Consider the following 25,593-nt stretch of genomic DNA (forward strand, 5'->3'; position numbering starts at 1 on the left):
TCACGCACGGTAATAGCGCAGATAATTATAAGAAGATGAAATACCCAATTCGCTTCATCAAAATAATTACTGATAAATAATAACTTATTTTTTTAAAGGTTATTTCTCCGCTCAGCGCCCCCAGAATCCCGTCCTTCGCTCTCAAACACATAAAAATAATTTAACAAAACTTGATACAAATATTGATAATGAGAAACATTATCTGCAAAATTCTCATTATCACGCCAACCCCCTTCTCGCATTGGGCGCAGGCCTTACTTCAGGCGTGATGAATCTCATCTCAGGAGATCGCCGTCGGGACTTGCGGCGCAAGCGATATCCGGGAAAACCGCAGCGCTGTGCTGCTTATTTAACTCACTGAACGCATGTTTGGGCCGACCGTTATCGGCCCGTGCGCAGGAATGATGATGATGACCAAAAAGCATACTCTCTGGGCGCTTAACCCCTTACTTCTCGCCATGATGGCACCCGCCGTAGCGCAAACGACCGATGACGAAAACATGGTGATCTCCGCCAACCGTAGCAACCGTACGGTGGCGGAGATGGCGCAGACCACCTGGGTTATCGAAAACGCCGAGCTGGAGCAGCAGATTCAGGGCGGCAAAGAACTCAAAGACGCGCTGGCCCAGCTGATTCCCGGCCTTGATGTCAGCAGCCAGAGCCGCACCAACTACGGCATGAACGTACGAGGCCGTCCGCTGGTGGTGTTGATTGACGGCGTACGCCTGAACTCGTCGCGCACCGACTCCCGCCAGCTTGATTCCATCGACCCGTTTAACATTGAACATATTGAGGTGATCTCCGGCGCGACGTCGCTGTACGGCGGCGGCAGTACCGGCGGTCTTATCAATATCGTGACCAAAAAAGGCCAGCCGGAAACCCAGGTGGAGTTTGAAGCGGGGACCAAAAGCGGCTTTAACAGCAGCAAAGATCACGATGAACGTATTGCCAGCGCCGTCTCCGGCGGCAATGACCATATCGCCGGGCGTCTGTCGGTGGCCTATCAGAAATTCGGCGGCTGGTATGATGGCAACGGCGATGCCACCCTGCTGGATAATACGCAGACCGGCCTGCAGTACTCCGACCGTCTGGATGTGATGGGTACCGGGACGCTGAATATTGATGAAACCCAGCAGCTGCAGCTGGTGACGCAATACTATAAGAGCCAGGGCGACGATGACTACGGACTGAACCTGGGGAAAGATTTCTCGGCCATTTCCGGGAGCAGCAAACCGTACGTCAGCAGCGGGCTGAACTCCGACCGTATTCCAGGCACCGAGCGTCATCTGATTAGCCTGCAATACTCCAACAGCGACTTCCTCGGGCAGGAGCTGGTTGGCCAGGTTTACTATCGCGATGAGTCTCTGCTGTTTTACCCCTTCCCAAGCGTGAACAAGCAGCACAAAGTGACCGCCTTATCCTCCTCACAGCAGGACACGAACCAGTATGGCGCTAAGTTAACGCTGAACAGTTCGCCGCTGGACGGCTGGCAGTTAACCTACGGCCTCGACGCCGATCACGAACGCTTTACCTCCAACCAGATGTTCTTCGACCTGCCTAAAGCCAGCGCGTCTGGTGGGATGAATAACCAGCGAATTTACACCACGGGTCGCTATCCGGATTACGACATCAGCAATCTGGCCGCCTTCCTGCAATCCAGCTACGACATCAACGACATCTTCACCCTGAGCGGCGGCGTGCGCTATCAGTATACCGAGAACAAAGTTGATGATTTTGTTGGCTATGCGGTGCAGCAGCAGATCGCCGCCGGGACGGTGAAATCCGCGGACGCCATCCCTGGAGGCTCCACCGACTACGACAACTTCCTGTTTAACGCTGGGCTACTCATGCACCTCACCGAGCGTCAGCAGACGTGGTTTAACTTCTCTCAGGGCGTGGAACTGCCCGATCCGGGGAAATACTACGGTCGCGGTAATTATGCTACAGCCGTCAACGGCCATCGCGCGTTGACCAACAGCGTTAGCGTCGACGGCAGCAAACTGGAAGGGATCAAGGTCAACTCCTATGAGCTTGGCTGGCGTTACACCGGCGACAATCTGCGGACGCAGATTGCGGCCTATTATTCCCTGTCCGATAAGAACGTCGTGGTTAATGACGATTTGACGATTAGCGTGGTGGACGACAAGCGCCGCATTTATGGCGTAGAAGGCGCGGTGGACTACTTTATTCCGGATACCGACTGGAGCGCCGGGGGGAACTTCAACGTGCTGAAAACCGAGTCGAAGGTGGACGGTAAATGGGAGAAGTACGACGTGAAGGTCGCCAGCCCGTCGAAAGCCACCGCCTATATTGGCTGGGCGCCGGAGCCATGGAGCCTGCGCGTACAGAGCACGACATCATTTAAACTGCGCGACGAAGCCGGAAATCAGATTGATGGCTACACCACCCTCGACCTGCTCGGCAGCTATGCGTTACCGGTGGGCAAGCTGAGCTTCAGCATTGAAAACCTCTTCGACCGCGACTACACCACGGTATGGGGGCAGCGCGCGCCAATGTACTACAGCCCAGGCTACGGCCCGGCGTCACTGTATGACTACAAAGGTCGCGGGCGGACGTTTGGGTTGAACTATTCGGTGCTGTTCTAATGTTCGCATCGTGCTATGTATTTCCCTTAACACTGTTTCCTATACACAAGTTCGTGGCGACAGTTATCCATTAGAGGAGAGACATTTGGGTTTATCACTTCGTTGCGCTCCCATCCAACCCTAGCCATATAAACTGCGCGGGCGCAGGGAGCGCGCAAGGGGCGGCCAATCGCCGCCGCCCCCTGCACCCCCGGGCTCTGGCGGCAAAATCGCCGCTTCGCGGTTCCCTCAGCTTATCCCTTCCGGCTTCGGGTCGGGCGCGAGGTAACATCCCTGTAAAGCCGCGCCCTCAGCCCACATCCCTGTGGGCTGCCCCGGCCTTCAGGGAACGCTTCGGCGATTTAGACGCCACCAACACCAGTGCGGTCTTTTAGTTAACAGCAAAAACCAGGGCTACTGAAACCGATGAGTCCCCGCTGGAAATCGGCGAACCGGAGAATGGAAGACAAGGTCAGGCCGCCATGGATGGCGGACTGAGGCGAACCGAGACAGGATGTCGAGTTTCGCCGTGCCGCAGGCTGGAGTTCGTAGGTGAGCGTAGTGCGAAGCACCGATTTCCCCGCGGGACCGCGGGGATTGTCAAGGGGGGCGCGGCCGCCCCCCTTGGCCCGTTCACCGGTGATAGAACGTCATATTCCACCCAACGTAAAGTGAACGGAACCTTTCACCTTACTGACAAGTACCTGGTTGTCCCCCGCCACGACTAAACCTTACTTCCCGCCCGTTTTCACCGGCGTATCCGGCTTCTTATCATTCCCCGGAATATACGGGCTCCACGGCTGGGCGCGCACCGGCTTATCGGTGTTCCACACCACGTTAAACTGACCGTTTTCTTCAATTTCCCCAATCATCACCGGTTTGTGCAGGTGGTGGTTGGTCGCATCCATGGTCAGCGTAAAGCCGTCTGGCGCGTTGAAGGTTTGCCCCGCCATCGCGGCGCGCACTTTATCCACGTCGGTGGTCCCCGCCTTCTCGACCGCCTGCGCCCACATATGGATGCCCACGTAGGTGGCTTCCATTGGGTCGTTGGTCACCACGCTATCGGCGTTCGGCAGCTTGTGCGCTTTAGCGTAAGCGCGATAGTCAGCCACAAACTTCTCGTTCACCGGGTTGCTAACGGACTCAAAGTAGTTCCACGCCGCCAGATGTCCTACCAGCGGTTTAGTATCAATGCCGCGTAGCTCTTCTTCGCCCACCGAGAACGCCACCACCGGTACGTCAGTGGCTTTGATACCCTGGTTCGCCAGCTCTTTGTAGAACGGTACGTTGGAGTCGCCGTTGATGGTGGAGATGACCGCCGTTTTACCACCCGCGGAGAATTTCTTGATGTTGGCGACGATGGTCTGATAGTCGCTATAGCCAAACGGGGTGTAAACCTCTTCGATGTCTTTATCCTGAACGCCTTTGGAATGCAGGAAGGCGCGCAGGATTTTATTGGTAGTGCGCGGATAAACATAGTCGGTGCCGAGCAGGAAGAAGCGCTTCGCGCTGCCGCCGTCTTCACTCATCATGTATTCCACCGCCGGAATCGCCTGCTGGTTTGGCGCCGCGCCGGTATAAAACACGTTCGGCGACATCTCTTCACCTTCGTACTGTACCGGGTAGAACAGCAGGCCGTTCAGCTCTTCAAACACCGGCAGTACCGATTTACGCGATACCGACGTCCAGCAGCCGAATACCACTGCAGCCTTGTCCTGGCTTATAAGCTGGCGCGCCTTTTCGGCGAACAGCGGCCAGTTAGAAGCCGGATCCACCACCACCGGTTCCAGCTTTTTGCCCAGCACGCCGCCTTTGGCGTTGATTTCATCAATGGTCATCAGCGCCACGTCTTTCAACGGCGTTTCCGAAATCGCCATGGTGCCCGACAGGGAGTGCATGATCCCCACTTTAATGGTGTCTGCTGCGTATGCCTGCAAAGAGAAGCCCATGCTCAAAAAGGTGGCTGACAGGGCAAATGCTTTCAGTAAAGAACGTCTTTTCATGACCAAAACCCCTAAATGATATTGAGTAATAACGGTTTCCCCATCCAGCGATGGGCCTAAGGTGAAACGGGTTGTAAACGTGCCTGCTGCAGCCGGTGTAAGGTTATTTTTCGGACCTCGGCTTTACTCTGGGAAATGTGCGCAGTGAGGATCCGCTGCGCCTCTTCCGTCTGTTGCTGCGAAATCGCCTGAAGCACCAGCGCATGTTCGCTGTAGGTCGCGTCCACCCGATCCTCGCGGGTAAAATCGAGGTGGCGGATGATGCGCATTTTCTCGGTCAACTCAACGTGGACGCGGGCCATCTCGCTGTTGCCGGTGGCGCGTACCAGCGCGGTGTGGAAGGCTTCATCCTGCCGTGACAGCGCCTTACCCGGCGCCATACGCGGCGCTTCGCACCAGAAAGCCAGCAGCGGCGCCAGGTGCTCGTGGCGAGCCTCGGCAGGAAGAGCGCACAGGCGCTTCACCGCCTCCATTTCCAGCACGATGCGAAAGTCGTACAGCGCTTCGAAGTAGGTGAAATCGAACGGTTTCACCTGCCAGCCGCTGCGCGAGTACACCTGCACATAGCCTTCGTGCTCCAGCCAGAACAATGCCTGACGTACCGGCGTGCGGCTGGCCGCCATTCGCTCGGAAATTTCGTTTTCACTAAAGTGCTCGCCGGGCATCAGACGGAAATCAAAAATATCGTTTTTCAGCGCCTGGTAGATGCGCTCCGCGAGCCCGGCCTGGCGTTTTTTGCCGTTGCTTTCCGTCATGCGGCGCTCCTCTCTTCCAGCCACAGCAGCACGTCGCCGGGGCTAACCGGACGGCCTGGCTGGCAGCCGATGCGTTTCACCACCCCCGCCTGCGGCGCGTGAATGGCCAGCTCCATCTTCATGGCTTCGACGATGATTAAGGTCTGCCCCGCGTCGACCGTATCGCCCGGGTTAACCAGCACTTTCCAGATATTGCCGTTCATGTCGGCGGTGACGGGCAGCGCCTCCTCGTCAACCGCGACCTCAGCCACCGGCATCTGGCTTTCGCTTACGGGCTGCTGTTCATCGCGCTGCCAGCGCTCAACCTCGGCGTCAAATGCCGTCGACTGGTGCTGACGGAAGCGGGCAATGTCATCGGCATGTTCTTCGAGGAAGCGCAGATGCGCCGGGAAGTCGAAGACCGTCTCTTCAATGCGAATCGCCGCGCGGCCTTCGCGGAAATCTTCGCGCAACCCGTCCAGCTCGTTCTCGCTGACCGGATAGAAGCGCACCTGATCGAAGAAGCGCAGCAGCCAGGGTTCGCCCGCGCTGAACTGTTCGTTTTTCAGGAATTTGTTCCAGATAGGCAGCGTACGCCCCACCAGCTGGTAGCCGCCGGGGGAGTCCATGCCGTAGATGCACATGTACATCCCGCCGATCCCTACGGTGCCTTCGGCGGTGAAAGTGCGCGCCGGGTTGTACTTGGAGCTAAGCAGGCGGTGGCGCGGGTCCACCGGCACCGCGCACGGCGCACCGAGGTAAACATCGCCAAGCCCGAGGATCAGATAGCTGGCGTCGAAAATCGTCTCCCTCACCGCTTCCCGGCTCGGCAATCCATTGATACGCTGGATAAAATCGACGTTATTCGGCAGCCACGGCGCGCGGGCACATACGGTATCGGCATAGCGGCTGACGGCATCAAGCGTGGCGCTGTCTTCAAAGGCCATCGGCAGGTGCACAATGCGCGATGGCACCGTCATCTGGCTGACGTCGCCAATGCGCGTTTCCAGCTCCAGCAACAGCGTTACCAACGCCTGCTGACCAATCTCGCGGCTGTCGTAGCGCACCTGCAGCGAGCGCACGCCGGGTGACAGCTCTTTAATACCGGGGTGAGCCCGTTCACGCAGATGGGCCATCAGCACGTGAACGCGCAGGCGTAGCGCCAGATCCAGCACATTTTCGCCGTACTCAATCAGGATGTAATTGTCCCCCGCCTGGCGGTAGACGATGGCGGGCGTAGTGAAGGTGGCCGGCAGTGACACCAGGCTTGCGGCGGATACACCGTCGCGGTCGGCCAGCGACGGCATGGCAAACGTTGGCAGCACGCTGGTTTGCAGCGTCTCAATGCTGCGATCCATTGCCTTCTCGCGCGCCACCGCGTCTTCCACGCTCATCGGGTAAAAGCGAATACGATCGCCCGGCTTCACCTGCCCCACTTTCCACAATTCGGCTTTGGCGATCGTCACCGGGCAGACAAATCCGCCGAGGCTGGGGCCGTCGCGGGTGAGGATCACCGGGAAGTCCCCGGTGAAGTTAATTGCGCCAATGGCATATTCACAGTCATGGACGTTGGACGGATGCAGCCCTGCTTCACCGCCGTTTGGCCGGGTCCAGCTTGGTTTCGGCCCTACCAGCCGCACGCCGAGGCGGTTAGAGTTGTAGTGCACCTGCCAATCGCTGGCAAAGAACTCGTCGATGGATTCCTGGGTGAAGAAATCCGGCGCGCCGTGCGGCCCGTAAAGCACGCCGATGCGCCAGACTTCGCCGTAGGCAGGAATCAGCGCAGGCGACAACGCTTTGGCTTCGCTAATGGGTGCAGGCGTGGTGCAGGCGGCTAATTCCGGACGTGAGATCGGCAGCTGATCGGCGACCTTGAGCGTCCGCCCGGCGTGGCCGCCGAACTGGCCAAGCGCGAAGGTGGAACGGCTGCCGAGATATTCCGGCACGTCGAGGCCGTTACGTACCGCCAGATAGGCGCGGCATCCGTTCTGCGCACGGCCCAGCGCCAGCGTTTGTCCGGCCTTGACCGCCACCGGTTGCCACAGCGCGACCGCTTCGCCATCGAGCTGCGCCTGGCAGTCGGCCCCGGTCAGCGCAATCAGCGCATCGCAGTGAAATTGCAACACCGGCCCTTGCAGGGTGAATTCCAGCCCCGCCGCCGATTCGTGGTTGCCGACAATGCGGTTAGCAAGGCGGAAAGCAAAATCGTCCATCGGCCCTGACGGCGGTACGCCAATATCCCAGTAACCCTGGCGGCCAGGATAATCCTGTACGCTGCTCCAGGTGCCGGGCTGCAGCACCTCAATCACCGATGAGCGCGCCACCACGCTATCCAGCATCCGCGTCCACGCGGTGCCGCTGATAAAGGCCTCGCTGGCGGTAATCTGACGCAGGTAGTCAAGGTTGGTGACGATGCCGTGCAGACGCGTGGCGTTCAGCGCGGCATGCAGTTTGCTCAGCGCGGCTTCGCGGGTGTCGGCGTGGACGATAAGTTTCGCGATCATCGGGTCATAAAATGCCGACACTTCACTGCCGGTGGCCACGCCGGTATCAATACGCACGTCGTCCGGGAACACCACTTCCGTCAGCACGCCGGGGCTTGGCTGGAAGTTTTTCAGCGGGTTTTCGGCATAGATACGCACTTCAATAGACGCCCCCTGTGGCGCTTTCGCCAGACGCGCCCAGTCGAGCGCTTCCCCCGCCGCCACGCGCAGCATGCACTCCACCAGATCCAGCTCGGTCACACATTCGGTCACCGGATGTTCGACCTGCAAACGGGTATTCACTTCGAGAAAGTAGAAGGCGTCTTGCCCGGCATCGTAGATAAACTCCACCGTCCCGGCGCTACGATAGTTCACCAGCTTGCCGAGCTTTACGGCGGCATCGAGCAGCGCCGCACGGGTGGCGGCAGGCAGATTCGGCGCGGGCGTCTCTTCAACAACCTTCTGGTTGCGCCGCTGCAACGAACAGTCGCGCTCGCCAAGCGCCACCACGTTGCCGTTACCGTCACCAAAAATCTGCACCTCGATATGACGCGCACGGTCAATGCAGCGTTCAACAAACACGCCCGCGTCGCTGAAGAACTGTTCGCCCAGACGGCGCACGCTCTCCCAGCCCTGCGCCAGCGCCTCGGCGTCGGCGCAGCGCGTCAGGCCAATACCGCCGCCGCCCGCGGTACTTTTTAGCATCACCGGATAGCCTACCCGCTGCGCCGCAGCCAGCGCTTCATCGAGCGAGTTCAGCAGCCCGGTGCCCGGCGTCATCGGTACACCGGCTTGCGCCGCCAGCTCACGGGCGCGGTGTTTAAGACCAAATTCGCCAATCTGCTGCGCGGTGGGACCGATAAAGACGATGCCCGCTTGTTCGCAGGCGTCGGCAAACGGCAGGCTCTCGGAGAGAAAACCGTAACCCGGCCAGATAGCCTGCGCGCCGCTTTCGCGCGCCGCCTGGATAATGCTGTCGATTTTCAGGTAGCTGTCTCTCGCCTTCTCGCCGCCCAGCGCCAGCGCAATATCGGCCAGCTTGACGTGCTCGGCATTTTTATCAGCGTCGGAGTAAACCGCTACGCTGGTGATCCCCAGACGTTTCAGGGTGCGGATAGCACGGCAGGCGATTTCGCCACGGTTAGCAATCAGGACGGTGTTAAACATGGTGATTCTCCTTGCGGGCAATCCAGTGACGCCAGCCCTTAAATTCGGTAATGTCCGCGGCATCGTTAAGCGCCGCCGGTTCACAGATAAAGCCTTTCACCCAACGACCATCGCTTAGCTCCAGCGAGCCAATGCCCAGCGGTGCCGGGATTTCAGCGACAAACTCCCCGAATCGCGCCAGCGGGATATCCCACAATTCCACCTCGATCGCCGCGCCGCTGGCCGCACGGGCAATACCCGGCTTCTGCGGCTGAGTATTAGCCAGCGCGTACAGCCGGTAACACGGTGCGGTATGGGTCGCTTCGACAAATACCGCCCGGCGAGCGGTGAGCTGGAAGTTGAGCGGCATACCGCGCAGATGCGCGCCGACCACGGCCACGCGCACGTGCCGGGAAGAGACCGGCAGCGTGCCCACGTCCGGAGCGAGAGGCTGCCCGGTGGCCCCCATCGGCAGCGCCAGCTGTTGCTGCCAGCGCAGGCCAAAATCCGCCAGCGCGCGGTCGTGCCACGCGGGGGCAATCAGCGTGATGCCCGCAGGCAGGCCGTCGGCGCGAAAAGGCGCGGGCAACGCCAGCGCGCTGAGATCCGCCAGGTTGGTGAAATTGGTGTAGGTGCCAAACTGCGAGTTGAAGCGCACCGGCTCCTGCTTCATCTCTTCGAGGGTATGGATCGTCGGCGAGGTTGGCACAACCAGCGCATCCACCTCGCCTAACGCGCGCTGAATTTTTTGCGCCAGTTCGGCGCGCAGGTATTCCGCTCTGAAGGCGTCCACCGCGCTGTAGTTCAGCCCGGCGGCGATAATCGCGTGGACGGTCGGGTCCATCCGTTCGGGGTGCTGGAGCATTTCGCCGACGGCCGCCGTGCGTTCGGCCACCCACGGCCCCTGATACAGTTGTTCCGCCAGTTGCGAAAAGGCGCTGAAGTCGATCGGTTTTAGCGTCGCGCCGCTGTCATGCAAAGCATCCAGCGCCAGCTCCCAGGCCGTCTGCGCCTCGGTATCACCGAAGAAATTCAGCATTTCCGGGATCGCAAATACAGGGCTGGACGGCATCGCGGCGGGTGTGGTCGCGGGATGCGTGCGGGAATAGGCATCCTGAGCATCGTCACCGCCCGCCACCGTGGCGATGGCGAATGCATCTTCCACCGTCAGCGCAAACACCGACAGCGTGTCGTTCAGACGACAGGCGGGTACCACGCCCTTCGCCGACAGCCAGCCTTTGGTCGGCTTTAGCCCGACGATATTGTTGAACCCGGCAGGTACGCGCCCGGAACCGGCGGTATCGGTGCCGAAGGCAAACGGCACCAGACCGCGCGCCACCACGGAAGCGGAGCCGGAGCTGGATCCGCCGCTGACGTAGTCGGCGTTAAAACTGTTCACCACCGCGCCGTACGGTGAACGCGTGCCCACCAGCCCGGTGGCAAACTGGTCCAGATTGGTTTTGCCAATCACGATGGCCCCGGCGGCTTTCAGACGGGCCACCGCTGTGGCATCTTCCTCTGCCACATAGGCAAACGCCGGACAAGCTGCGGTGGTCGGCCAACCTGCGACATCAACGTTATCTTTGACCGCAAAAGGAATACCGAATAACGGCAACGCCTCAGGATTGTTGCGGTAGATGGGCATTAATGCGTCTAGCTGCGCGCTTAGCTGGGCGTCGTTGGCGATCGTTAACCATGCGTTATCGTCGGTCGCCAACGACTGAATATGCGCCTGTAATAATGCGAACACCGTATTGCTATTTTGCCTGATGTGCTGACGCCAGCCTGCCAGCGTTTTTCCGGTCATAAAAGCCATCGTTGAATCCCTGTTGGTATACAAGATGGAATTCAATTAGCAAGGCCTATGCCAGATATTTAATATATTGTTTTATATTGAATTAAAATAAAACCAGCTATTTCACCAGATATTTTCACGCACCGTAAAAGCGCATTTTCGTACAGTATCGGTGCAATGGTCATAGCAAAAACAAATAATAGAATAAATAGCTAAAATAATTATTTATGAGAATAAGCGAAGTGTCATTACTATGACTATGGATTAACGATGGGATATGGCCTTTCATCGTAATAGATAAAATAAATGACGATCAACCGGGCCAACACGAACAACATCATGCAGGATACCGTGGCTGCATTTATCGGGGATGTGAAGGGAAAGTGTGCCACAACACAATAGTTTCCTGGTTTGGCCGGTTCTGAGGCCGGCCTTGATAGTGAGAAATATTCAATTGTTAATTTTTTGTTATGCACATAGTCTAATTCCAGACCCGTATTCCCCCTCAGAGAAGCGACAATATGAAGACCGATGCCTTTGCTTTCAGCACCACAAACTGGAATGAGATAGAAGTCACAGAGCATCCGGGAGAAACAGGCATGGCCTACTGGCGTACCCAGTTTTTTGGTCACGAAGCCAATAAAATCCGCGTTCGCATGGTTGACTATAGCCCTGGCTATCTTGCCGATCACTGGTGCCAGAAAGGACATATTCTTTTGTGTATTGAAGGCGAACTGGAAACAACCCTTGAGGATGGGCGTCAATTTGTGTTGAAAGCGGGAATGAGCTATCAGGTGGGCGATAATGCGGAGCCACATCAATCCCGAACCACAACGGGGGCAAAACTTTTCATTGTGGATTAAGCCGATAAACAGATTAAGCCCGGCCTGGAAAAAGGCCGGGCTTAACTATTTATCATGAATCATCCACTATCCGATGATTCATGGAACAACGAATTTCGCTTTCCCTGTACGGAGCGTTAGCAGAGCCTCCTGTTTTCACCACGTGTCAGAACGATCCTTCGCCGGGCATAAAACGTTTCCACTGAGAGCTGGAACTGATATTCCGTTGCCTTCAGCTTTCGCGATTTAAGCATTTTCATCGTAACGCCGCTTATCTGCCCAGCCTCGACCCTTCTCCGGATTTCACCTGCGCTCAGCTTGAGCTGTTTTTGCAAAATGGACAGAAGGCTAACCTGAAAAGGGTGAGAGATCCTGACGCTAACGTGAACCCACCGGGGAGTTGTCATGCTGAGCGGCCATCGCTCCCGAATGTGAAAATCAGGCCGACCCGATAACTCGGCGTTGTTTTGCTTCAGCGTTGCAACATCACAGGCAAAGCGCTGCACCGTCGCGGCATCGTTGCTCATCAGTCGGTGATGAAGCTGACGGTCAATTTTGCTGACGTGCACCCGCGAAAAAAGTGAGATATTCCAGGTGTAATCACAGTGCGTACATTTATAAATGAGCCACACATCGAGCTTCTTTTTTTGTGAATTGACCCGAAATGCTCCCGAAGGCGTGAAGTCCCGTTTAATTGCACATGAAGGACAGCGTTTCGCAATGCGCTGAAAACCCACGGGCATGACGGTCCATGTAACTTTCATAACATACCTTTTTTAACCCATACAAAACCGGATCCGTACTGAACGGACCATGAATGTTGATGTATGAAAAATATTTAAGAGATATTTTTCAGAGGGTTAAAAAAAGATTTCCAACGATGCAATCCTGTCGGTGAGCAAAGAGATATAGCGAGACTACCAAAACGGCAATTATTGGGTATATGAGTTCAATCAATATTCATGATGGTTATGGGTTGTTCTATTGATCTGACACATTAAACACGGCACATCAATTTTGTATATTTTATAGACAATCCAATAACACAAGGAGCGCGATATGACACAGCACGAACGGTTTTGTCAGGCCTGCGGAATGCCGATGTCCGCACCTGATGCACAGGGGAGTAGCGATAAATACTGTGCATACTGCAGCGATAGCGATGGTCATCTCAAATCATGGGATGAGGCCGTTTCCGGTCTGGCGGCTTTTCTCGATTCCTGGCAAAAGGTGGGCGAAGAAGAATCGCGCAAGCGGGCAAAACGCTACCTGACGGCAATGCCCGCCTGGGCGCATAAAGCGGACGAGTAAGCCAGTTTTCCCGCTTCCATCGTCTTTTTACCCAGAAATCACTGCGGCTCGGCGTCCTCGCCTGGGAGTACCGCCGTTCGCGAACCGTCCCCATACCGCTTGCAGCATTTGAAGATCTGGTTGGCATGAATGCCAACCAGATCGGAACTGACGTTTTCCATTACTGGAATGTCATCAGCATAGAGTCAAAATCAATGGTCCATTTATAGTGTTTTAAGAACTGATGACTGATGAAACCATCGAGAATCATCCCGGATTCGGTGAAATAGAGCGCTTCCGGTAAGAGTCCATAAAGCCCGATTAACCCCTTCTGATTTAAAGCGCCGACAGAAACACTGTCGATCGACAGACGGGTTACGGCAAAACCGCCTCCCCCCAGCCCTCCTTTGTCATCATCCAGTATATAGCGTTCCCCATCCTGCAATTTTACTCCGGCGTAGTTCAGCGCTTCTTTCTGCAACAAAATCGAAGCATCCGGATCGTCAAGACCTGAGTCGAGGAAAAAAGTCATGCCCTCCTTACCGTTAACTGCGCCTTTAACTATCATGAAATGCGTACCCTCCAGGATAAAGGGAATATTTATGCCACCGTCTTCAGCAACTTCACGTTGACTGGCTTTATTTCTGGGCATCAGCACCACCTGTCGCTCAGGATAATCCATCGTCGTGAGAAACTGATGGAACACCCCCGTGGATAAAATGCCGTCTACATCTATTTTTTGCCCCGTTTTTTCATCCGTGAAAAACCATGATTGAGGGAAATCTGCAATATCAACAGGAACATCATGTAATGTGACGTCTCCCAGACCCAACGTCTGTAATCTGGAGTAATGCGTTTCCGCTGTCTTGCCGCCAGCATAAGTCCCCGTGAAACTTGCCTGCGATTTCAGCCCCAGTCTCTTCGCCATTTCAGATTTGAGAACAAATAAATCAGCGCCCGTATCAATGAAGACATTGATAGGTTGTCCGTTCACCCTGACAGAGACTATTGGCAAATGATTCATCGAGATGAATGGAAGAATAGCCTTCTCAGATTTCCATTCAGGTCTGTAAGGCTGGGCACTGCCGAAGGAATTCATCAGACTCAACAGAGCGATATCATTCTGACTGAGCGATTTCAGCTGCTCATCATCGAACAATTCTTTCGCCTTCGAATACTGACCTGTTTGGTAGTAAACATAAAGTTGTTTGATGCGACTTCTCAGTTCCCTGGCACTCTTTCGGAAAAGTGTTTCCGCCTGTACGTAGTCGCCCTGCAAATAACGAGTTGTCCCCAGTGTATAGAGCGCATCATTCTTATAAAGCGGATCGCTTAATAAAGGCTCGAGATATTTTTCGACTTTACCTAAATTGCCTACCGCAAGTTCATCCTGCACGACATCCCAACGCAGGGCGTTATTTGAGGGTTCCTTTGAGAGACGACTCGCCTTCGATGAAATTATATTTACATAATCACCACGATCCAGCCGTGCATCAGGACTATTTGTCGTGGAGTTCTCGACCTGTAGCGTATTCCCCCCCTTTTCAGCCGCAAGAGTGATAACAGGAATAAAAGAGAAAAATAATGAAAGTGCCAATAGCCTTGTAAGCATGGTAGATACTCCCTTCAGAAGAATTTAGTAACAGAATGCGTAAGAATAAAAGAGGTATTTAGTCCGTCCTTATAGCGCTGAAGTCCATGGGGGTAAAATATCATCGCTCGCTGTAATTCAGTATTTCTATATCCTCATAAGGCGATATAATCTGGTAATATTCGTTTTTATAGCGATGATTATAAACGTCATCGACAATATACAGATTAGAGCCTCCTGACTTCATTTTTTGGGTTCTGTGAATATGCTTGTCTTTGGGCGGTTTCGACACAGAATGGTAAACAGGAGAGCGATGTCCAGAGTTGCCTTTACGCTCTTTCTGAATATCAGAATGGTGATTTACTTTTCCCGGACGATCGTCTCGCGGTGACGCGATGGCCGCGCTATTGAGGATAAGAATAAACAGAATAGTCAGTACAGTTCCTTTCATAAATATTTTCCTTTATGTATTTTGCCAAAAGAAGCGTGTCTTATAGCAACACCGCCGCAGACAGCGGTGTTTTTCCGGTAGGCAAAAGGGCTATGCTATAGTGAATGTCACCCGTCTATTTTATTCATCCTCTTTCACTGGAATATAGCTAAAGAGATCGCCGGGCTGACAATCAAGATATTTGCACAGTGCATCCAGGGTTGAAAAGCGAAAACCTTTAATTTTCCCTTGCTTAATTAACGAGAGATTCTGTTCCGTAATACCAATCGCATCAGCAAGTTCCTTTGACTTCACCTTCCGTGCGGCGAGTAATACATCCAGCTTAACAATGATTGCCATAACAGTTATCGCCTCACAGGAAGAGTTTGTTTTCTTCGTACAGAACGCTTGCCTTTTCCAGTATTTTAGCCACTGCCATCACGCACAGAGAAATAAAAATCCAGATTATGTGTTGTAGTTCAAACCCGAATAATATTTCACGCTCGCCGGGAGGATTAAGCAACGTCAACCAGTAACTGATAACAGGATCGGCAAGCAGGTTCATGACCGTCCAGACCCCCAGTGAACCGCCGACTCGGCTCATATACCGTGCAGAACTGGCTGAGAAATAATTCCGCTGGGCATAAGCTTTAAACAAAGAGCGGAGTTGATACAGGCTGTAACAAAGTGGAGCCATAACCAATAAGCTGATTACGCCGACGCCAGCAGCCTGCCACCATGGCAAGGTTCGCAGGCTGACATTAAGGGCAGAAAGCCTCTGATCGTAAAGCGATAGTCTTATCCCACGTAACTCATCCGAAAAGGATAATGCAGGAAAGAACAGGACGAGCGAATTGATTAAAACAACGGCAATCAACAGCATCATGGTGAACGAGACCATTCTTTGGCTGAGCTGCGCCAGTGCATCAGTGGACATAGAACCTCTGTGAGTCTGCATTGTGGTATAGTTCAAAGAATACACAAAATTAAAATAAAACGATAATTTTTTATTGTTTTACTTTAAAAAAGATCGTGGATTTTAAAAATACATAGATATTTCAATACGTTACAAGTAAGACATTTCTGCCTATCAGAAGAGAGTAGAGGAGGGAACCGATTTGTTGTCGCCGAGTTCACGGAACACCCTCAGCGTTCAGTGGGGCTGACCGACAGCCAGATTTGAGATGATACTGAATGTTTAAAAGAGATTGTCATGATGCATGCCAGACAAAAGGAGAGGAATGATGCGTAGCAAGTTTGAATGGATAAATGAGCCCGCGACATGGCGCTACGAAAACAACGCCCTATCGGTAATCACCGATAACCATACCGATTTCTGGCGCCATACCTGGTACGGATTTGAGCGTTTTTCAGGTCATATCTTCGCCACTGACGTGGCGGATGATTTTACGTTTCAGGTTAAAATTCGCGCTGATTTCAGTACGCTCTATGACCAGGCGGGGCTGATGCTTATGTTGGATGAGCAACACTGGCTCAAGGCCGGGATTGAATACAATGATGGTGCGCCAGCGATAGGAAGCGTACTGACATTACAGAAATCCGACTGGGCAACCGGAATCTTCCCGGGCGATCCACGAGAATTTTGGCTTCGCCTGACCCGTAAGAAAGACGGGTTACGGTTGCAGTACTCATCAGATGGGCTGTGCTGGCCTTTGCTTCGTCTGTGCCACTTCCCCTCCGGGCCGGTAAAAGTTGGCGTGATGTGCTGCACGCCTGAACGCCGCGGTTTGGCCGTGGAGTTTATTGACCTCAGTCTCACCCCCGCCATGGATAAAGCACTTCACGATCTCAGCTGATCTTTAGCCGCAACGGACAGCCATTGCAAAGGCAGCGGCTGTCCGTTGAAGTTCGTCTACATTGCGACTAAGTCACAGTAACCATACAAAACCAATGGTTAAATTATGTCCGTTTAACATTAGTTGAATGAATAAAGAGATACTAAAACACAGGACAAGATATTGACCGGAGCCCCACATGAACAGCACACCCCGGCGTTTACTGCAGTACGGCAGCGTTATGCTGTTTCCGCTCGCGATGATGATTTATGATTTTTCAGCCTACCTGACAACGGATCTCATTCAGCCTGGTATCATCAATATTATCAATGAGCTACAGGCGGATGTAACGCTAGCCCCCGCATCCGTCAGTTTGTACATGGTCGGTGGTCTGGCGCTACAATGGCTGCTGGGCCCCCTTTCCGACCGTATTGGCCGTCGGCCTGTGCTGTTGACCGGCGCGCTGATTTTTGCCATCGCCTGCCTGAGCATGCTGTTTGTCACCTCAATCGAACAGTACTTCGTTGCCCGCTTTATTCAGGGCACAAGCATCTGTTTTATCTCAACCGTCGGTTACGTCTCGATTCAGGAAGCGTTTGGAGAAACGGATTCCATCAGGATTATGGCCGCCCTGACCTCTATTGTTCTGCTCGCGCCAGTTATCGGTCCGGTAGCGGGCGCAGGGCTGATGGCATTCATGCACTGGAAATGGCTCTTTACCCTCATTGGCGTTTTGGGGCTGGTCGCGTGGTCCTTATTGCTATTCAAAATGCCGGAAACCGTTATCTCTCAGGGACGGGGATTTAAGCCCGGTGAGGTGTTAAGCGATTTCATCGCGGCATTTCGCCACCCCGTGGTGCTGACCGGTTCGTTGGCCGTCGCATTTGGCAACCTGCCAATTATCACCTGGGTGGCGCTCTCCCCCGTTATCCTGATTGAGCATGGTGGAATGTCCCCCGATACCTATGCCTGGACACAGGTACCTGTATTTAGTGGGATCATCATCGCCAGCGCGATCGTCGCGAATTTTATCAAGGACCCCACTTCACCCCGCTTTATCTGGGGTACCATCCCAATACAGCTTGTTGGCCTGCTCACGTTGCTGATCGGCAACCTGCTATGGCCACACGTCTGGCTGTGGTCAATACTGGGGACGAGCCTTTATGCCCTGGGCATTGGGCTGCTCTACCCTGTACTGTTTCGTTTTACACTCTTTTCTCATAACCTGCCAAAAGGCACCGTGTCTGCCACGCTGAATATTATGGCGCTGAGCGCCTTTGCGCTTTCCATTGAGGCAACCCGCTGGATCTACTTCCATGCCGGCGGCAGGATAGCTTTTCACTGCGCGGCGCTGCTGGCCGGTATAGCCGTCATCATACTGGTTTCCCGACTGCTGAAACTGCGCAGGCAATATCAGGGTCAGCCTGTATCGCCTGCGAGTTATCAGGAGCAATAATGCAAAAGAGAGTCAGGAGGAGATATGTTTTCTTACGTGATGCTGGGAACTAACGATCTCCAGCGTGCCATAAAGTTCTACGATCCGTTGATGGAATTGCTCGGGCATCCAAAGGCGGGCCGGAATGAAGAAGGGGCATCCTGGGGAACATTCAACAATAACCATACCACCGGGCTGTGCGTGGGTACCCCCTTTGACAGGCAGCCTGCTGGAGTTGGGAATGGCACGATGGTGGCGCTGAATGCCCGCTCGTTTGAACATATCCAGCAACTCTACGCACTGGCGCTCAATCTTGGCGGTACGGACGAAGGCGCACCGGGACACAGGCCGCAATACGGGCAAGAATTCCACAGTGCGTATGTCCGCGATCCGGACGGGAATAAGCTCGCATTTGTGTATTACGATTTTGGAGGCTGAGTGGGCCGCTAAACCGTGGCGGTCAATATCGCGATAGCCCTATGCCAAAGGCCCTTCACGTTGACAGGGCCTGACGGCCTCCACATTTGGGAAAGGGAGCAAGGAAAGTCCTATCCCTGCCCCAATCTGCCTGTCATGGATAAAATATCCAGGACTAATAGGTCGTCGGCTCAACCGGATGACTGTCGCCCGGGATATGCGGCGATTTAACAAAAACGCCTTTCCACGGCACCTCACCTCTGTTCACCAGAAAATGCGCGTCACCGGGATCGCAGTGTAGAACATCCCCCGAGCCTAACGTGTGGGCCTCACCGTTCAGGTAAAGCGTCACTTCGCCAGCCAGAGTATAAAAAATTTCACAGGCTTCGATGTGACGATGGTTGGGAAAAGACTGACCGGGCTGGAGCATGACAACGCCCATGTCGCACACCGGACCGCGAATGAGGTATTTCGGGCCACTGTCACCAAAACGGTACTCATGCTGCGCTTCATTCGATTTAATCATCACCCTCTCCTGTTATAAACCAGGCGCTTTCCACAAAGAGGTCGTCAACCCGTGATCGACCAGACCTAGCTGCTCCTGATATACCGCCTGCCATTTCGCGCGCGATTCCTGATAAAGCTCGTGCTTCGCCCTGTCAGGTACATGCTCCCGTTCCCAGCGCACCAACCGTTCGCCGGTCTCAGCCATGGATGACCAGATCCCCGCTCCGACGCCGGCTGCAATGGCACAGCCCAGCGCCGTGGCTTCTTTGACAACCGGCACGTTGACCGTCAGCCCTGAAACATCCGCCAGAATCTGGCTCCAGAGTTTGCCCTTCGAGCCTCCCCCGGCAAACACCAGCGAAGTCGGATGGATCCCGGTAAAATCGGCGATTTGCTGCAAATTGCAGGTCGACACAATGGCCGCATTCTCTTCCAGCGCACGAAACAGCGTGGCTTTATTACATTTTTCAGGATCGATGGACAGGTTGATGAATGAAGGGGCAGCGTGATACCAGCTCTTGAAGCGCATCCGATCGGAGAAAATGGGCATGACGCCCCATGCGCCGGCCGGTACCCGGGAAGCCATCTCTTCCAGAAGCGTGTAGGTGTCTACGCCCAGACGCTCAGCAATCAGCTTTTCTTCAGCACAGAAAGCATCGCGGAACCAGCGCATCGTCAGACCGGTAAAGAAGCTGATGGATTCGGTTTGTACCATTCCCGGAATAACGTGCGGATTCACGCGAACGTTCATTTCAGGATCCACAATCGGCGCAGGTAAATTCACCACCTGCTGCCAGAATGTTCCCCCCAGTACGGCAGTTTGCGCCGGGCGTACAACCCCAAGACCGAGGCATCCCAACTGAACATCTCCGCCCCCCACCACCACCGGCGTACCCGCTCTCAGCCCACACTGTTCGGCGGCCTGGACGGTCACTTTTCCCAGTAACGTTCCGGTCTCTTTGACCGGGGAGAGAATATCTGACCGTAGTCCGGCCATCTGCAACAATGACGGCTTCCAGTCGCGCGTTTTGAGATCTAACAGGCCCGTTGTTCCCGCATTGGAAGGATCCACCGCCAGCTCACCGCTGAGCATATAGGCCATCCAGTCGCTGATCATCGTGACCGTCGAGGCGCGACGATAGATATCCGAACGATGATGTGCCAACCAGAGCAGACGTGGAATCGCACTCAACGCCAGCGTCTGACCGGTACTACGATAAACCTCGCTTTCAAAGGTATAGTCGTGGATCTCCTTCAGTTCGCTGACTTCCCGCGCCGCTCTGGCATCCACGTTTGCGCAGGCCCAGACGGGCGTTCCCTCTGCGTCATAAACCACAATGCCTTCACGCATCGAACAGGCAGAGACAGCAGCAATCGCTTCCGGCGCAATCCCGGCGATATGCAGTGCCTGACGGATACATTCACAGACCAGTTGCCAGTTTTTTCCCAGATCGAACTCCATCGAGCCGGGAACATCCGGAACAGCAAGGTGCCGCCATTCCGATTGTCCCACCGCGATTTGTTTGCCTTCCAGGTCGAAAATCACGGCGCGGACGCTTCCGGTTCCGGCGTCCAGTGCCATCAGGTAATGTGCTGATTCAGAGAGGGTACAGAGTCGGGCCATCGTTTTGTCCTCGGCTTATTTTAGTTATCAGTTCGTCAATGCTGTCTCCACGGTACAAACGGAAATTCTGTGACTCCCTGCCGCACGACTGCACGGCAGATACGCATTACTGCCCGCTGACAATAGCGGCGGCAGTTTCCTGGTCTGTGACCAATGCGTTGATATAACCCCCTTTCATTGCCGCAGCGATCGCTTCCGCTTTATTCACGCCCCCGGCGACGCCGATCACCGTCGGGATCGTCTTCAGGGTATTGAGGGTTAATCCAATAAGTTCATCGTGAATCTTCATATCCGGAATCACCTGCCCTTCGCTATCGAAGAAGTAGCCCAGAATGTCGCCCACGGCGCCTTTACGGCCAATCATCAGCTGTTCCCCCTGAGTGATATAACCTGAGCGAATAATGGTGGCCTCCTCTTTCTGGTTGATTGCGCCGATACCCACAATCGCCGCATCGGCAGCCTGGGCTGCCAGCAGGACATCCTGAACGCTGTTTTCATTTTTTAAGGTCCGGGCAATCTCAGCCGAAGAGGCGCGAAGCGGAGCCGGAATAATACTGACCGGACAGGCCGCGTTGAGTTGCCCAATCCCGGTCATATAAGGTCCAACACCGCCCGACAGCGTCACCAGGCGGATTTGCTGAGCGGAGATAAACCCGCTGAGCCGTTTTAAGGTATTCATGGTTGCCTCGCCGAAGCCCGCTGCCAGAATCTGCTGCGGCTGGAGTGACTCCATCAGCATATGCGCAGCGCCAATCCCCAGGCGTACGCACGCATCGGCTCCGGGGAACCCTGGAATGACCCGCACATTGTGCAGATCAAAGCGGCGACGTAATTCAGTTTCATATTCCAGACAGCCTTCAAAGCGAGAATTAATCTGGACGCGAATAATCCCGGACTGATGCCCCTTCTCCAGCAGCCGCGACACCTTAAGCCGCGTCAGTCCCAGCCTGTTGCTGATATCGCTTTGCGTCATACCATCGTGGTAATAGAACCACGCAATGCGTGCCACCAGCTCTTCTTCACACATCCCTTGCTCGGACATCATCGGGTCATTAATAGTCATCATTCTGTCTTCACTTTGAACATATCTAATTTCTGAACACAATTGTTCATTCATCAGTCATTAATAACTGTGATTAAACCCACATTTTAGTGGCTTTAACTTGAACACATTTAAATTTCAGGATCATTTTAGCATAAAACGTGATCTATTCGTCGGATTTATGAGCAGTTAGGCCATAAGGTTATGAACAATTAGAATCGCTCAATACATTTGTTCAACCTGATTCTACCCAGGCCGAACGGAGGTAGCACATAAATGAGTCTCGAAAAGATCGCCCCCCTGCTCAGCGCACAATCTATTTGTAAGCAGTATTCTGGCGTCAATGTACTGAAAGGTATTGACTTTGTCTTGCGTAAAGGCGAGGTCCATGCGCTGCTGGGAGGGAATGGCGCCGGGAAATCCACGCTGATGAAAATCATCGCTGGCATTACCCCGGCGGATAGCGGAAGCATTGAGATTGAAGGTTCCCGCTGTACAAAATTGACGCCGATCCTGGCGCATCAGTTGGGGATCTACCTTGTGCCGCAGGAGCCGCTACTCTTCCCCAGCCTGACGGTAAAAGAGAACATCCTGTTTGGTTTGCCCAAACACCAGAGCTCAATGCCCAAAATGAGCGCCATGCTGAGCGCACTGGGCTGTCAGTTTGAGATTAACAGTCCCGCAGGTTTACTGGATGTCGCCGACCGACAAATGGTTGAAATCATGCGCGGGCTAATGCGCGATTCGCGAATTTTGATCCTTGATGAACCCACAGCTTCCCTCACTCCTGCGGAAACGGAGCGCTTGTTCAGCCGTCTGCGTGAGTTGCTGAACAGCGGTGTAGGGATCGTCTTTATCTCTCATAAGCTGCCAGAAATACGCCAGATTGCGGATTACATTAGCGTGATGCGGGACGGAATCATTGCGCTATCCGGTAAAACAGCAGACCTGAGCACGGACGAGATTATCCAGGCCATCACGCCGGCTTCACGCTCAAATTCGCTCAGTGCGACACAGAAACTGTGGCTGGAGCTGCCCGGTAACCGTCCGCAGCACGAGACGGGCGCACCGGTGTTAAGCCTCGAGAATGTGACCGGAGAAGGATTCATGAACGTCAGTTTTGAGGTTCGTGCCGGGGAAATTTTAGGTCTGGCAGGTCTGGTTGGCGCCGGGCGCACCGAACTTGCCGAAACGCTTTACGGGCTACGACCTCTACGGGGCGGACGCGTCGTACTTGGCGACAAAGATATCTCCACGCTTTCCACACGCGAGCGCCTGCAACAAGGTCTGGTCTATTTGCCGGAAGATCGGCAATCGTCAGGGCTGAATCTGGATGCCTCGCTGGCATGGAATGTTTGCGCATTGACCCATAACCACAGCGGTTTTTGGGCCAATCCGGCCAAAGATAGCGCCACGCTAGAACGCTATCGTCGTGCGCTCAATATCAAACTGAACGATCCCGAACAGCCTGCTCGCACGCTCTCAGGCGGTAATCAACAAAAAATTCTGATCGCCAAATGTCTCGAGGCCTCACCCCAGGTGCTGATTGTGGATGAGCCGACGCGCGGTGTGGACGTTTCTGCCCGTAACGATATCTATCAGTTGCTCCGCAGTATCGCCGCTCAGAACGTTGCCGTCCTGTTCATCTCTTCCGATCTGGAGGAGATCGAGCAAATGGCCGATCGCGTTTACGTCATGCACCAGGGAGAAACGGGCAGCGAGGCTCTACAGGGCGACGAGATTAATGTCGACACCATCATGCACGTCGCTTTCGGCGATCGCAGGTCAGGGACTACACCACTCTCCGGGGAGGCGCCATGCTGAAATTTATCCAGAATAACCGCGAAGCAACCGCACTGCTGGCCGTGCTGCTGTTGTTTGTTCTACCCGGGATGCTCGACAGCCAGTATCTCAACGTGCAAACGCTAACGATGATTTTCAGCAGCGCCCAAATCCTCATCCTGCTCGCGATTGGCGCGACGCTGGTCATGTTGACTCGTAACATCGACGTGTCGGTTGGCTCAATCACCGGGATGTGCGCCGTGCTTCTGGGGCTGCTGCTGAACGCGGGATATCCCCTACCTGTGGCCTGCGTGGCGACGCTGCTGCTGGGGCTGCTGGCGGGATTTATCAATGGCGTGCTGGTCGCCTGGCTGAAGATCCCGGCGATTGTCGCCACGCTGGGCACGCTGGGCCTGTATCGCGGCGTCATGCTGTTGTGGACAGGCGGTAAATGGATTGAAGGTTTGCCGGCACAACTTAAGCAGCTCTCTGCCCCGGTTTTCCTCGGGATCTCCGCCATCGGCTGGCTGACCCTGCTGCTGATGCTGCTGATGGCCTGGCTGCTGGCCAAAACGGCATTTGGTCGCTGTTTTTATGCCACCGGGGATAATTTGCAGGGTGCGCGGCAGCTTGGCGTGCGTACCGAAGCTATCCGTATTCTGGCCTTCTCGCTCAACGGCTGTATGGCGGCATTAGCCGGAATCGTCTTTGCCTCGCAGATTGGTTTTATCCCTAATCAAACTGGAACCGGGCTGGAAATGAAAGCCATTGCCGCCTGCGTACTGGGTGGAATCAGCCTGCTGGGCGGTTCCGGAACCATCATTGGTGCCGTGCTCGGCGCCTATTTCCTGACTCAAATCGACAGCGTACTGGTCCTGCTGCGCATCCCAGCGTGGTGGAATGACTTTATTGCGGGTCTGGTTCTGCTGGCGGTGCTGGTTTTTGACGGCCGACTACGTTGTGCGCTGGAGCGGAATATCCGCAGGCAAAAATATGCCCGTTTCACTCCGCCATCCCAGCCGCGTCCGTCGGCAAAAAGCACGGCGGATACTGTGAACACCGCCAAAAAACGTGAGGTTGCATGATGACTCGTTTACATCGATACGGCTGGGAACTGGCGCTCGCCGCGCTACTGGTCATTGAGATTCTGGGGTTCGGCACCCTGAATCCGCGCCTATTGGATCTGAACGTACTGCTGTTCAGCACCAGCGACTTTATCTGCATTGGCATTGTCGCTCTGCCCTTAACCATGGTCATCGTCAGCGGCGGAATTGATATCTCCTTTGGATCGACAATGGGGCTTTGCGCCATTGCGCTGGGGGTCATGTTCCAGGGCGGCGTGCCGCTGCCGCTGGCTATTATCCTGACGCTCGCGCTGGGAGCGGTATGCGGGCTGATCAACGCCGGGCTGATTATCTACACGGGCGTAAACCCTTTAGTTATTACCCTGGGGACGTTGTATCTGTTTGGCGGCAGCGCATTGCTGCTTTCAGGGATGGCCGGGGCGACCGGTTATGAGGGTATCGGCGGTTTCCCTCAAGGCTTCGTCGATTTTGCCAACCTTGATGTGCTGGGCTTACCCATCCCCCTGCTCTTCTTTCTCGTCAGCGTGCTTTTTTTCTGGTTGCTCATGCACCGAACCCACGCCGGACGAAATGTCTTCCTGATTGGGCAAAGCCCGCGCGTGGCGCTGTATAGCGCTATCCCGGTAAACCGGACGTTGTACGCACTGTATGCGATGACCGGCTTTGCCTCGGCGATCGCAGCCGTGCTGCTGGTTTCTTACTTCGGCTCGGCGCGTTCCGATCTGGGCGCCTCTTTCCTGATGCCCGCTATCACGGCAGTTGTTCTGGGCGGCGCCAATATCTACGGCGGGTCCGGGTCAATCCTAGGTACCGCTATCGCCGCGCTGTTAGTGGGCTATCTGCAGCAAGGGTTGCAGATGGCTGGCGTGCCTAATCAGGTATCCAGCGCCCTCTCCGGCGCATTACTTATTGTCGTTGTCGTAGGTCGTTCCATCAGCCTGCATCGTCAGCAAATCAAAGACTGGATGGCACGCCGTCGCGCGGTTCGGCAGGCCTGAAACCCATA

21 protein-coding genes are annotated in these 25,593 nt (G+C 54.7%); 9 read left to right on the forward strand and 12 right to left on the reverse strand.

Annotated features, from left to right (window positions below; all coding sequences use genetic code 11):
• The first annotated feature begins 404 nt into the window (after positions 1-404).
• Complete coding sequence (gene iutA, locus ABTW00_RS18445) at positions 405-2,606, forward strand: ferric aerobactin receptor IutA (RefSeq protein WP_065357996.1); 2,202 nt, start codon at positions 405-407, stop codon at positions 2,604-2,606.
• Between the two features lie 710 nt (positions 2,607-3,316).
• On the opposite strand, the gene urtA is transcribed toward iutA, so the two are convergent.
• The 4 genes from urtA to atzF are packed head-to-tail and all read right to left on the reverse strand — an operon-like array spanning position 3,317 to position 10,767.
• Positions 3,317-4,588 (reverse strand): urea ABC transporter substrate-binding protein, encoded by a 1,272-nt coding sequence (urtA, locus tag ABTW00_RS18450; protein ID WP_064547711.1) that lies wholly within the window; start codon positions 4,586-4,588, stop codon positions 3,317-3,319.
• A 56-nt stretch (positions 4,589-4,644) separates the two neighbouring features.
• The gene (locus tag ABTW00_RS18455; protein WP_065358424.1) at positions 4,645-5,343 is read right to left on the reverse strand and encodes a GntR family transcriptional regulator; all 699 of its coding nucleotides are present in this window, start codon (positions 5,341-5,343) and stop codon (positions 4,645-4,647) included.
• Positions 5,340-8,972: an urea carboxylase gene (uca, locus tag ABTW00_RS18460; protein ID WP_433636738.1), complete on the reverse strand. Its 3,633-nt coding sequence runs from the start codon at positions 8,970-8,972 to the stop codon at positions 5,340-5,342. The genes ABTW00_RS18455 and uca overlap by 4 nt, the downstream gene beginning before the upstream one ends.
• Positions 8,965-10,767, reverse strand: a complete 1,803-nt coding sequence (gene atzF / locus ABTW00_RS18465) for an allophanate hydrolase (RefSeq protein ID WP_433636740.1) — start codon at positions 10,765-10,767, stop codon at positions 8,965-8,967. Before atzF ends, uca begins: the two co-directional genes overlap by 8 nt.
• Positions 10,768-11,267: 500 nt before the next feature.
• Between atzF and ABTW00_RS18470 the strand changes: the two genes are divergently transcribed.
• Positions 11,268-11,609: a DHCW motif cupin fold protein gene (locus ABTW00_RS18470; RefSeq protein WP_064547702.1), complete on the forward strand. Its 342-nt coding sequence runs from the start codon at positions 11,268-11,270 to the stop codon at positions 11,607-11,609.
• A 116-nt stretch (positions 11,610-11,725) separates the two neighbouring features.
• Here ABTW00_RS18470 and ABTW00_RS18475 read toward each other — a convergent pair whose 3' ends face one another.
• Positions 11,726-12,352, reverse strand: coding sequence for a DUF1062 domain-containing protein (locus tag ABTW00_RS18475; RefSeq protein WP_065358427.1), 627 nt, complete (start codon positions 12,350-12,352; stop codon positions 11,726-11,728).
• 337 nt (positions 12,353-12,689) lie between these two features.
• Between ABTW00_RS18475 and ABTW00_RS18480 the strand changes: the two genes are divergently transcribed.
• Positions 12,690-12,899, forward strand: a complete 210-nt coding sequence (locus tag ABTW00_RS18480) for a zinc ribbon domain-containing protein (protein WP_240492992.1) — start codon at positions 12,690-12,692, stop codon at positions 12,897-12,899.
• A gap of 160 nt (positions 12,900-13,059) precedes the next feature.
• Here the strand turns inward: ABTW00_RS18480 and ABTW00_RS18485 are convergent, their stop codons facing one another.
• The 4 genes from ABTW00_RS18485 to ABTW00_RS18500 form a co-directional block, all read right to left on the reverse strand.
• Positions 13,060-14,490 carry an aspartyl protease family protein gene (locus tag ABTW00_RS18485; RefSeq protein ID WP_433636744.1) on the reverse strand — a complete coding sequence of 477 codons (1,431 nt, stop codon included), beginning with the start codon at positions 14,488-14,490 and terminating at the stop codon, positions 13,060-13,062.
• Positions 14,491-14,590: 100 nt separating this feature from the next.
• Positions 14,591-14,920 (reverse strand): hypothetical protein, encoded by a 330-nt coding sequence (locus tag ABTW00_RS18490; protein WP_433636746.1) that lies wholly within the window; start codon positions 14,918-14,920, stop codon positions 14,591-14,593.
• A 120-nt stretch (positions 14,921-15,040) separates the two neighbouring features.
• A complete protein-coding gene (locus tag ABTW00_RS18495; protein ID WP_065358431.1) occupies positions 15,041-15,259 on the reverse strand; it encodes a helix-turn-helix domain-containing protein in 219 nt (72 codons plus the stop codon).
• Positions 15,260-15,272: 13 nt separating this feature from the next.
• Positions 15,273-15,836: a DUF2975 domain-containing protein gene (locus ABTW00_RS18500; protein ID WP_433636749.1), complete on the reverse strand. Its 564-nt coding sequence runs from the start codon at positions 15,834-15,836 to the stop codon at positions 15,273-15,275.
• Between the two features lie 307 nt (positions 15,837-16,143).
• On the opposite strand from ABTW00_RS18500, the gene ABTW00_RS18505 reads away from it, so the two are divergent.
• From ABTW00_RS18505 to ABTW00_RS18515, 3 genes are all read left to right on the forward strand, one after another.
• Positions 16,144-16,716 (forward strand): DUF1349 domain-containing protein, encoded by a 573-nt coding sequence (locus tag ABTW00_RS18505; protein WP_433636751.1) that lies wholly within the window; start codon positions 16,144-16,146, stop codon positions 16,714-16,716.
• 178 nt (positions 16,717-16,894) lie between these two features.
• Positions 16,895-18,151, forward strand: a complete 1,257-nt coding sequence (locus tag ABTW00_RS18510; RefSeq protein ID WP_433636753.1) for an MFS transporter — start codon at positions 16,895-16,897, stop codon at positions 18,149-18,151.
• A gap of 24 nt (positions 18,152-18,175) precedes the next feature.
• A complete protein-coding gene (locus ABTW00_RS18515) occupies positions 18,176-18,568 on the forward strand; it encodes a VOC family protein (RefSeq protein ID WP_433636756.1) in 393 nt (130 codons plus the stop codon).
• A gap of 154 nt (positions 18,569-18,722) precedes the next feature.
• Here ABTW00_RS18515 and ABTW00_RS18520 read toward each other — a convergent pair whose 3' ends face one another.
• From ABTW00_RS18520 to lsrR, 3 genes are all read right to left on the reverse strand, one after another.
• Positions 18,723-19,073, reverse strand: coding sequence for a cupin domain-containing protein (locus ABTW00_RS18520; RefSeq protein ID WP_433636758.1), 351 nt, complete (start codon positions 19,071-19,073; stop codon positions 18,723-18,725).
• A gap of 12 nt (positions 19,074-19,085) precedes the next feature.
• The gene (gene lsrK / locus ABTW00_RS18525) at positions 19,086-20,678 is read right to left on the reverse strand and encodes an autoinducer-2 kinase (protein WP_433636760.1); all 1,593 of its coding nucleotides are present in this window, start codon (positions 20,676-20,678) and stop codon (positions 19,086-19,088) included.
• Between the two features lie 106 nt (positions 20,679-20,784).
• Positions 20,785-21,741, reverse strand: a complete 957-nt coding sequence (lsrR, locus tag ABTW00_RS18530) for a transcriptional regulator LsrR (RefSeq protein WP_433641087.1) — start codon at positions 21,739-21,741, stop codon at positions 20,785-20,787.
• Between the two features lie 255 nt (positions 21,742-21,996).
• Here lsrR and lsrA point away from each other — a divergent pair, with 255 nt between their 5' ends.
• The 3 genes from lsrA to lsrD are packed head-to-tail and all read left to right on the forward strand — an operon-like array spanning position 21,997 to position 25,585.
• Entirely contained in the window at positions 21,997-23,544 is a 1,548-nt protein-coding gene (lsrA, locus tag ABTW00_RS18535) for an autoinducer 2 ABC transporter ATP-binding protein LsrA (protein ID WP_433636762.1), read from the forward strand.
• Complete coding sequence (gene lsrC, locus ABTW00_RS18540) at positions 23,538-24,587, forward strand: autoinducer 2 ABC transporter permease LsrC (RefSeq protein WP_433636764.1); 1,050 nt, start codon at positions 23,538-23,540, stop codon at positions 24,585-24,587. Before lsrA ends, lsrC begins: the two co-directional genes overlap by 7 nt.
• Positions 24,587-25,585: an autoinducer 2 ABC transporter permease LsrD gene (gene lsrD / locus ABTW00_RS18545; protein WP_433641089.1), complete on the forward strand. Its 999-nt coding sequence runs from the start codon at positions 24,587-24,589 to the stop codon at positions 25,583-25,585. Before lsrC ends, lsrD begins: the two co-directional genes overlap by 1 nt.
• The last annotated feature ends 8 nt before the right edge of the window (positions 25,586-25,593 follow it).

This window comes from Kluyvera georgiana (genome assembly GCF_050990895.1).
Classification (GTDB): Bacteria; Pseudomonadota; Gammaproteobacteria; order Enterobacterales; family Enterobacteriaceae; genus Kluyvera; species Kluyvera georgiana.

What these genes read in the sequence shown, in the direction of transcription:
- ABTW00_RS18455 (WP_065358424.1), bottom strand. Translation starts at nt 5,343, where the DNA reads ATGACGGAAAGCAACGGCAAAAAACGCCAGGCCGGGCTCGCGGAGCGC.
- ABTW00_RS18490 (WP_433636746.1), bottom strand. Translation starts at nt 14,920, where the DNA reads ATGAAAGGAACTGTACTGACTATTCTGTTTATTCTTATCCTCAATAGC.
- lsrK (WP_433636760.1), bottom strand. Translation starts at nt 20,678, where the DNA reads ATGGCCCGACTCTGTACCCTCTCTGAATCAGCACATTACCTGATGGCA.
- uca (WP_433636738.1), bottom strand. Translation starts at nt 8,972, where the DNA reads ATGTTTAACACCGTCCTGATTGCTAACCGTGGCGAAATCGCCTGCCGT.
- lsrR (WP_433641087.1), bottom strand. Translation starts at nt 21,741, where the DNA reads ATGACTATTAATGACCCGATGATGTCCGAGCAAGGGATGTGTGAAGAA.
- ABTW00_RS18495 (WP_065358431.1), bottom strand. Translation starts at nt 15,259, where the DNA reads ATGGCAATCATTGTTAAGCTGGATGTATTACTCGCCGCACGGAAGGTG.
- ABTW00_RS18515 (WP_433636756.1), top strand. Translation starts at nt 18,176, where the DNA reads ATGTTTTCTTACGTGATGCTGGGAACTAACGATCTCCAGCGTGCCATA.
- atzF (WP_433636740.1), bottom strand. Translation starts at nt 10,767, where the DNA reads ATGGCTTTTATGACCGGAAAAACGCTGGCAGGCTGGCGTCAGCACATC.
- lsrD (WP_433641089.1), top strand. Translation starts at nt 24,587, where the DNA reads ATGACTCGTTTACATCGATACGGCTGGGAACTGGCGCTCGCCGCGCTA.
- ABTW00_RS18480 (WP_240492992.1), top strand. Translation starts at nt 12,690, where the DNA reads ATGTCCGCACCTGATGCACAGGGGAGTAGCGATAAATACTGTGCATAC.
- iutA (WP_065357996.1), top strand. Translation starts at nt 405, where the DNA reads ATGATGATGACCAAAAAGCATACTCTCTGGGCGCTTAACCCCTTACTT.
- ABTW00_RS18520 (WP_433636758.1), bottom strand. Translation starts at nt 19,073, where the DNA reads ATGATTAAATCGAATGAAGCGCAGCATGAGTACCGTTTTGGTGACAGT.
- ABTW00_RS18510 (WP_433636753.1), top strand. Translation starts at nt 16,895, where the DNA reads ATGAACAGCACACCCCGGCGTTTACTGCAGTACGGCAGCGTTATGCTG.
- ABTW00_RS18475 (WP_065358427.1), bottom strand. Translation starts at nt 12,352, where the DNA reads ATGAAAGTTACATGGACCGTCATGCCCGTGGGTTTTCAGCGCATTGCG.
- ABTW00_RS18500 (WP_433636749.1), bottom strand. Translation starts at nt 15,836, where the DNA reads ATGTCCACTGATGCACTGGCGCAGCTCAGCCAAAGAATGGTCTCGTTC.
- lsrA (WP_433636762.1), top strand. Translation starts at nt 21,997, where the DNA reads ATGAGTCTCGAAAAGATCGCCCCCCTGCTCAGCGCACAATCTATTTGT.
- ABTW00_RS18470 (WP_064547702.1), top strand. Translation starts at nt 11,268, where the DNA reads ATGAAGACCGATGCCTTTGCTTTCAGCACCACAAACTGGAATGAGATA.
- ABTW00_RS18485 (WP_433636744.1), bottom strand. Translation starts at nt 14,490, where the DNA reads ATGCTTACAAGGCTATTGGCACTTTCATTATTTTTCTCTTTTATTCCT.
- lsrC (WP_433636764.1), top strand. Translation starts at nt 23,538, where the DNA reads ATGCTGAAATTTATCCAGAATAACCGCGAAGCAACCGCACTGCTGGCC.
- urtA (WP_064547711.1), bottom strand. Translation starts at nt 4,588, where the DNA reads ATGAAAAGACGTTCTTTACTGAAAGCATTTGCCCTGTCAGCCACCTTT.
- ABTW00_RS18505 (WP_433636751.1), top strand. Translation starts at nt 16,144, where the DNA reads ATGCGTAGCAAGTTTGAATGGATAAATGAGCCCGCGACATGGCGCTAC.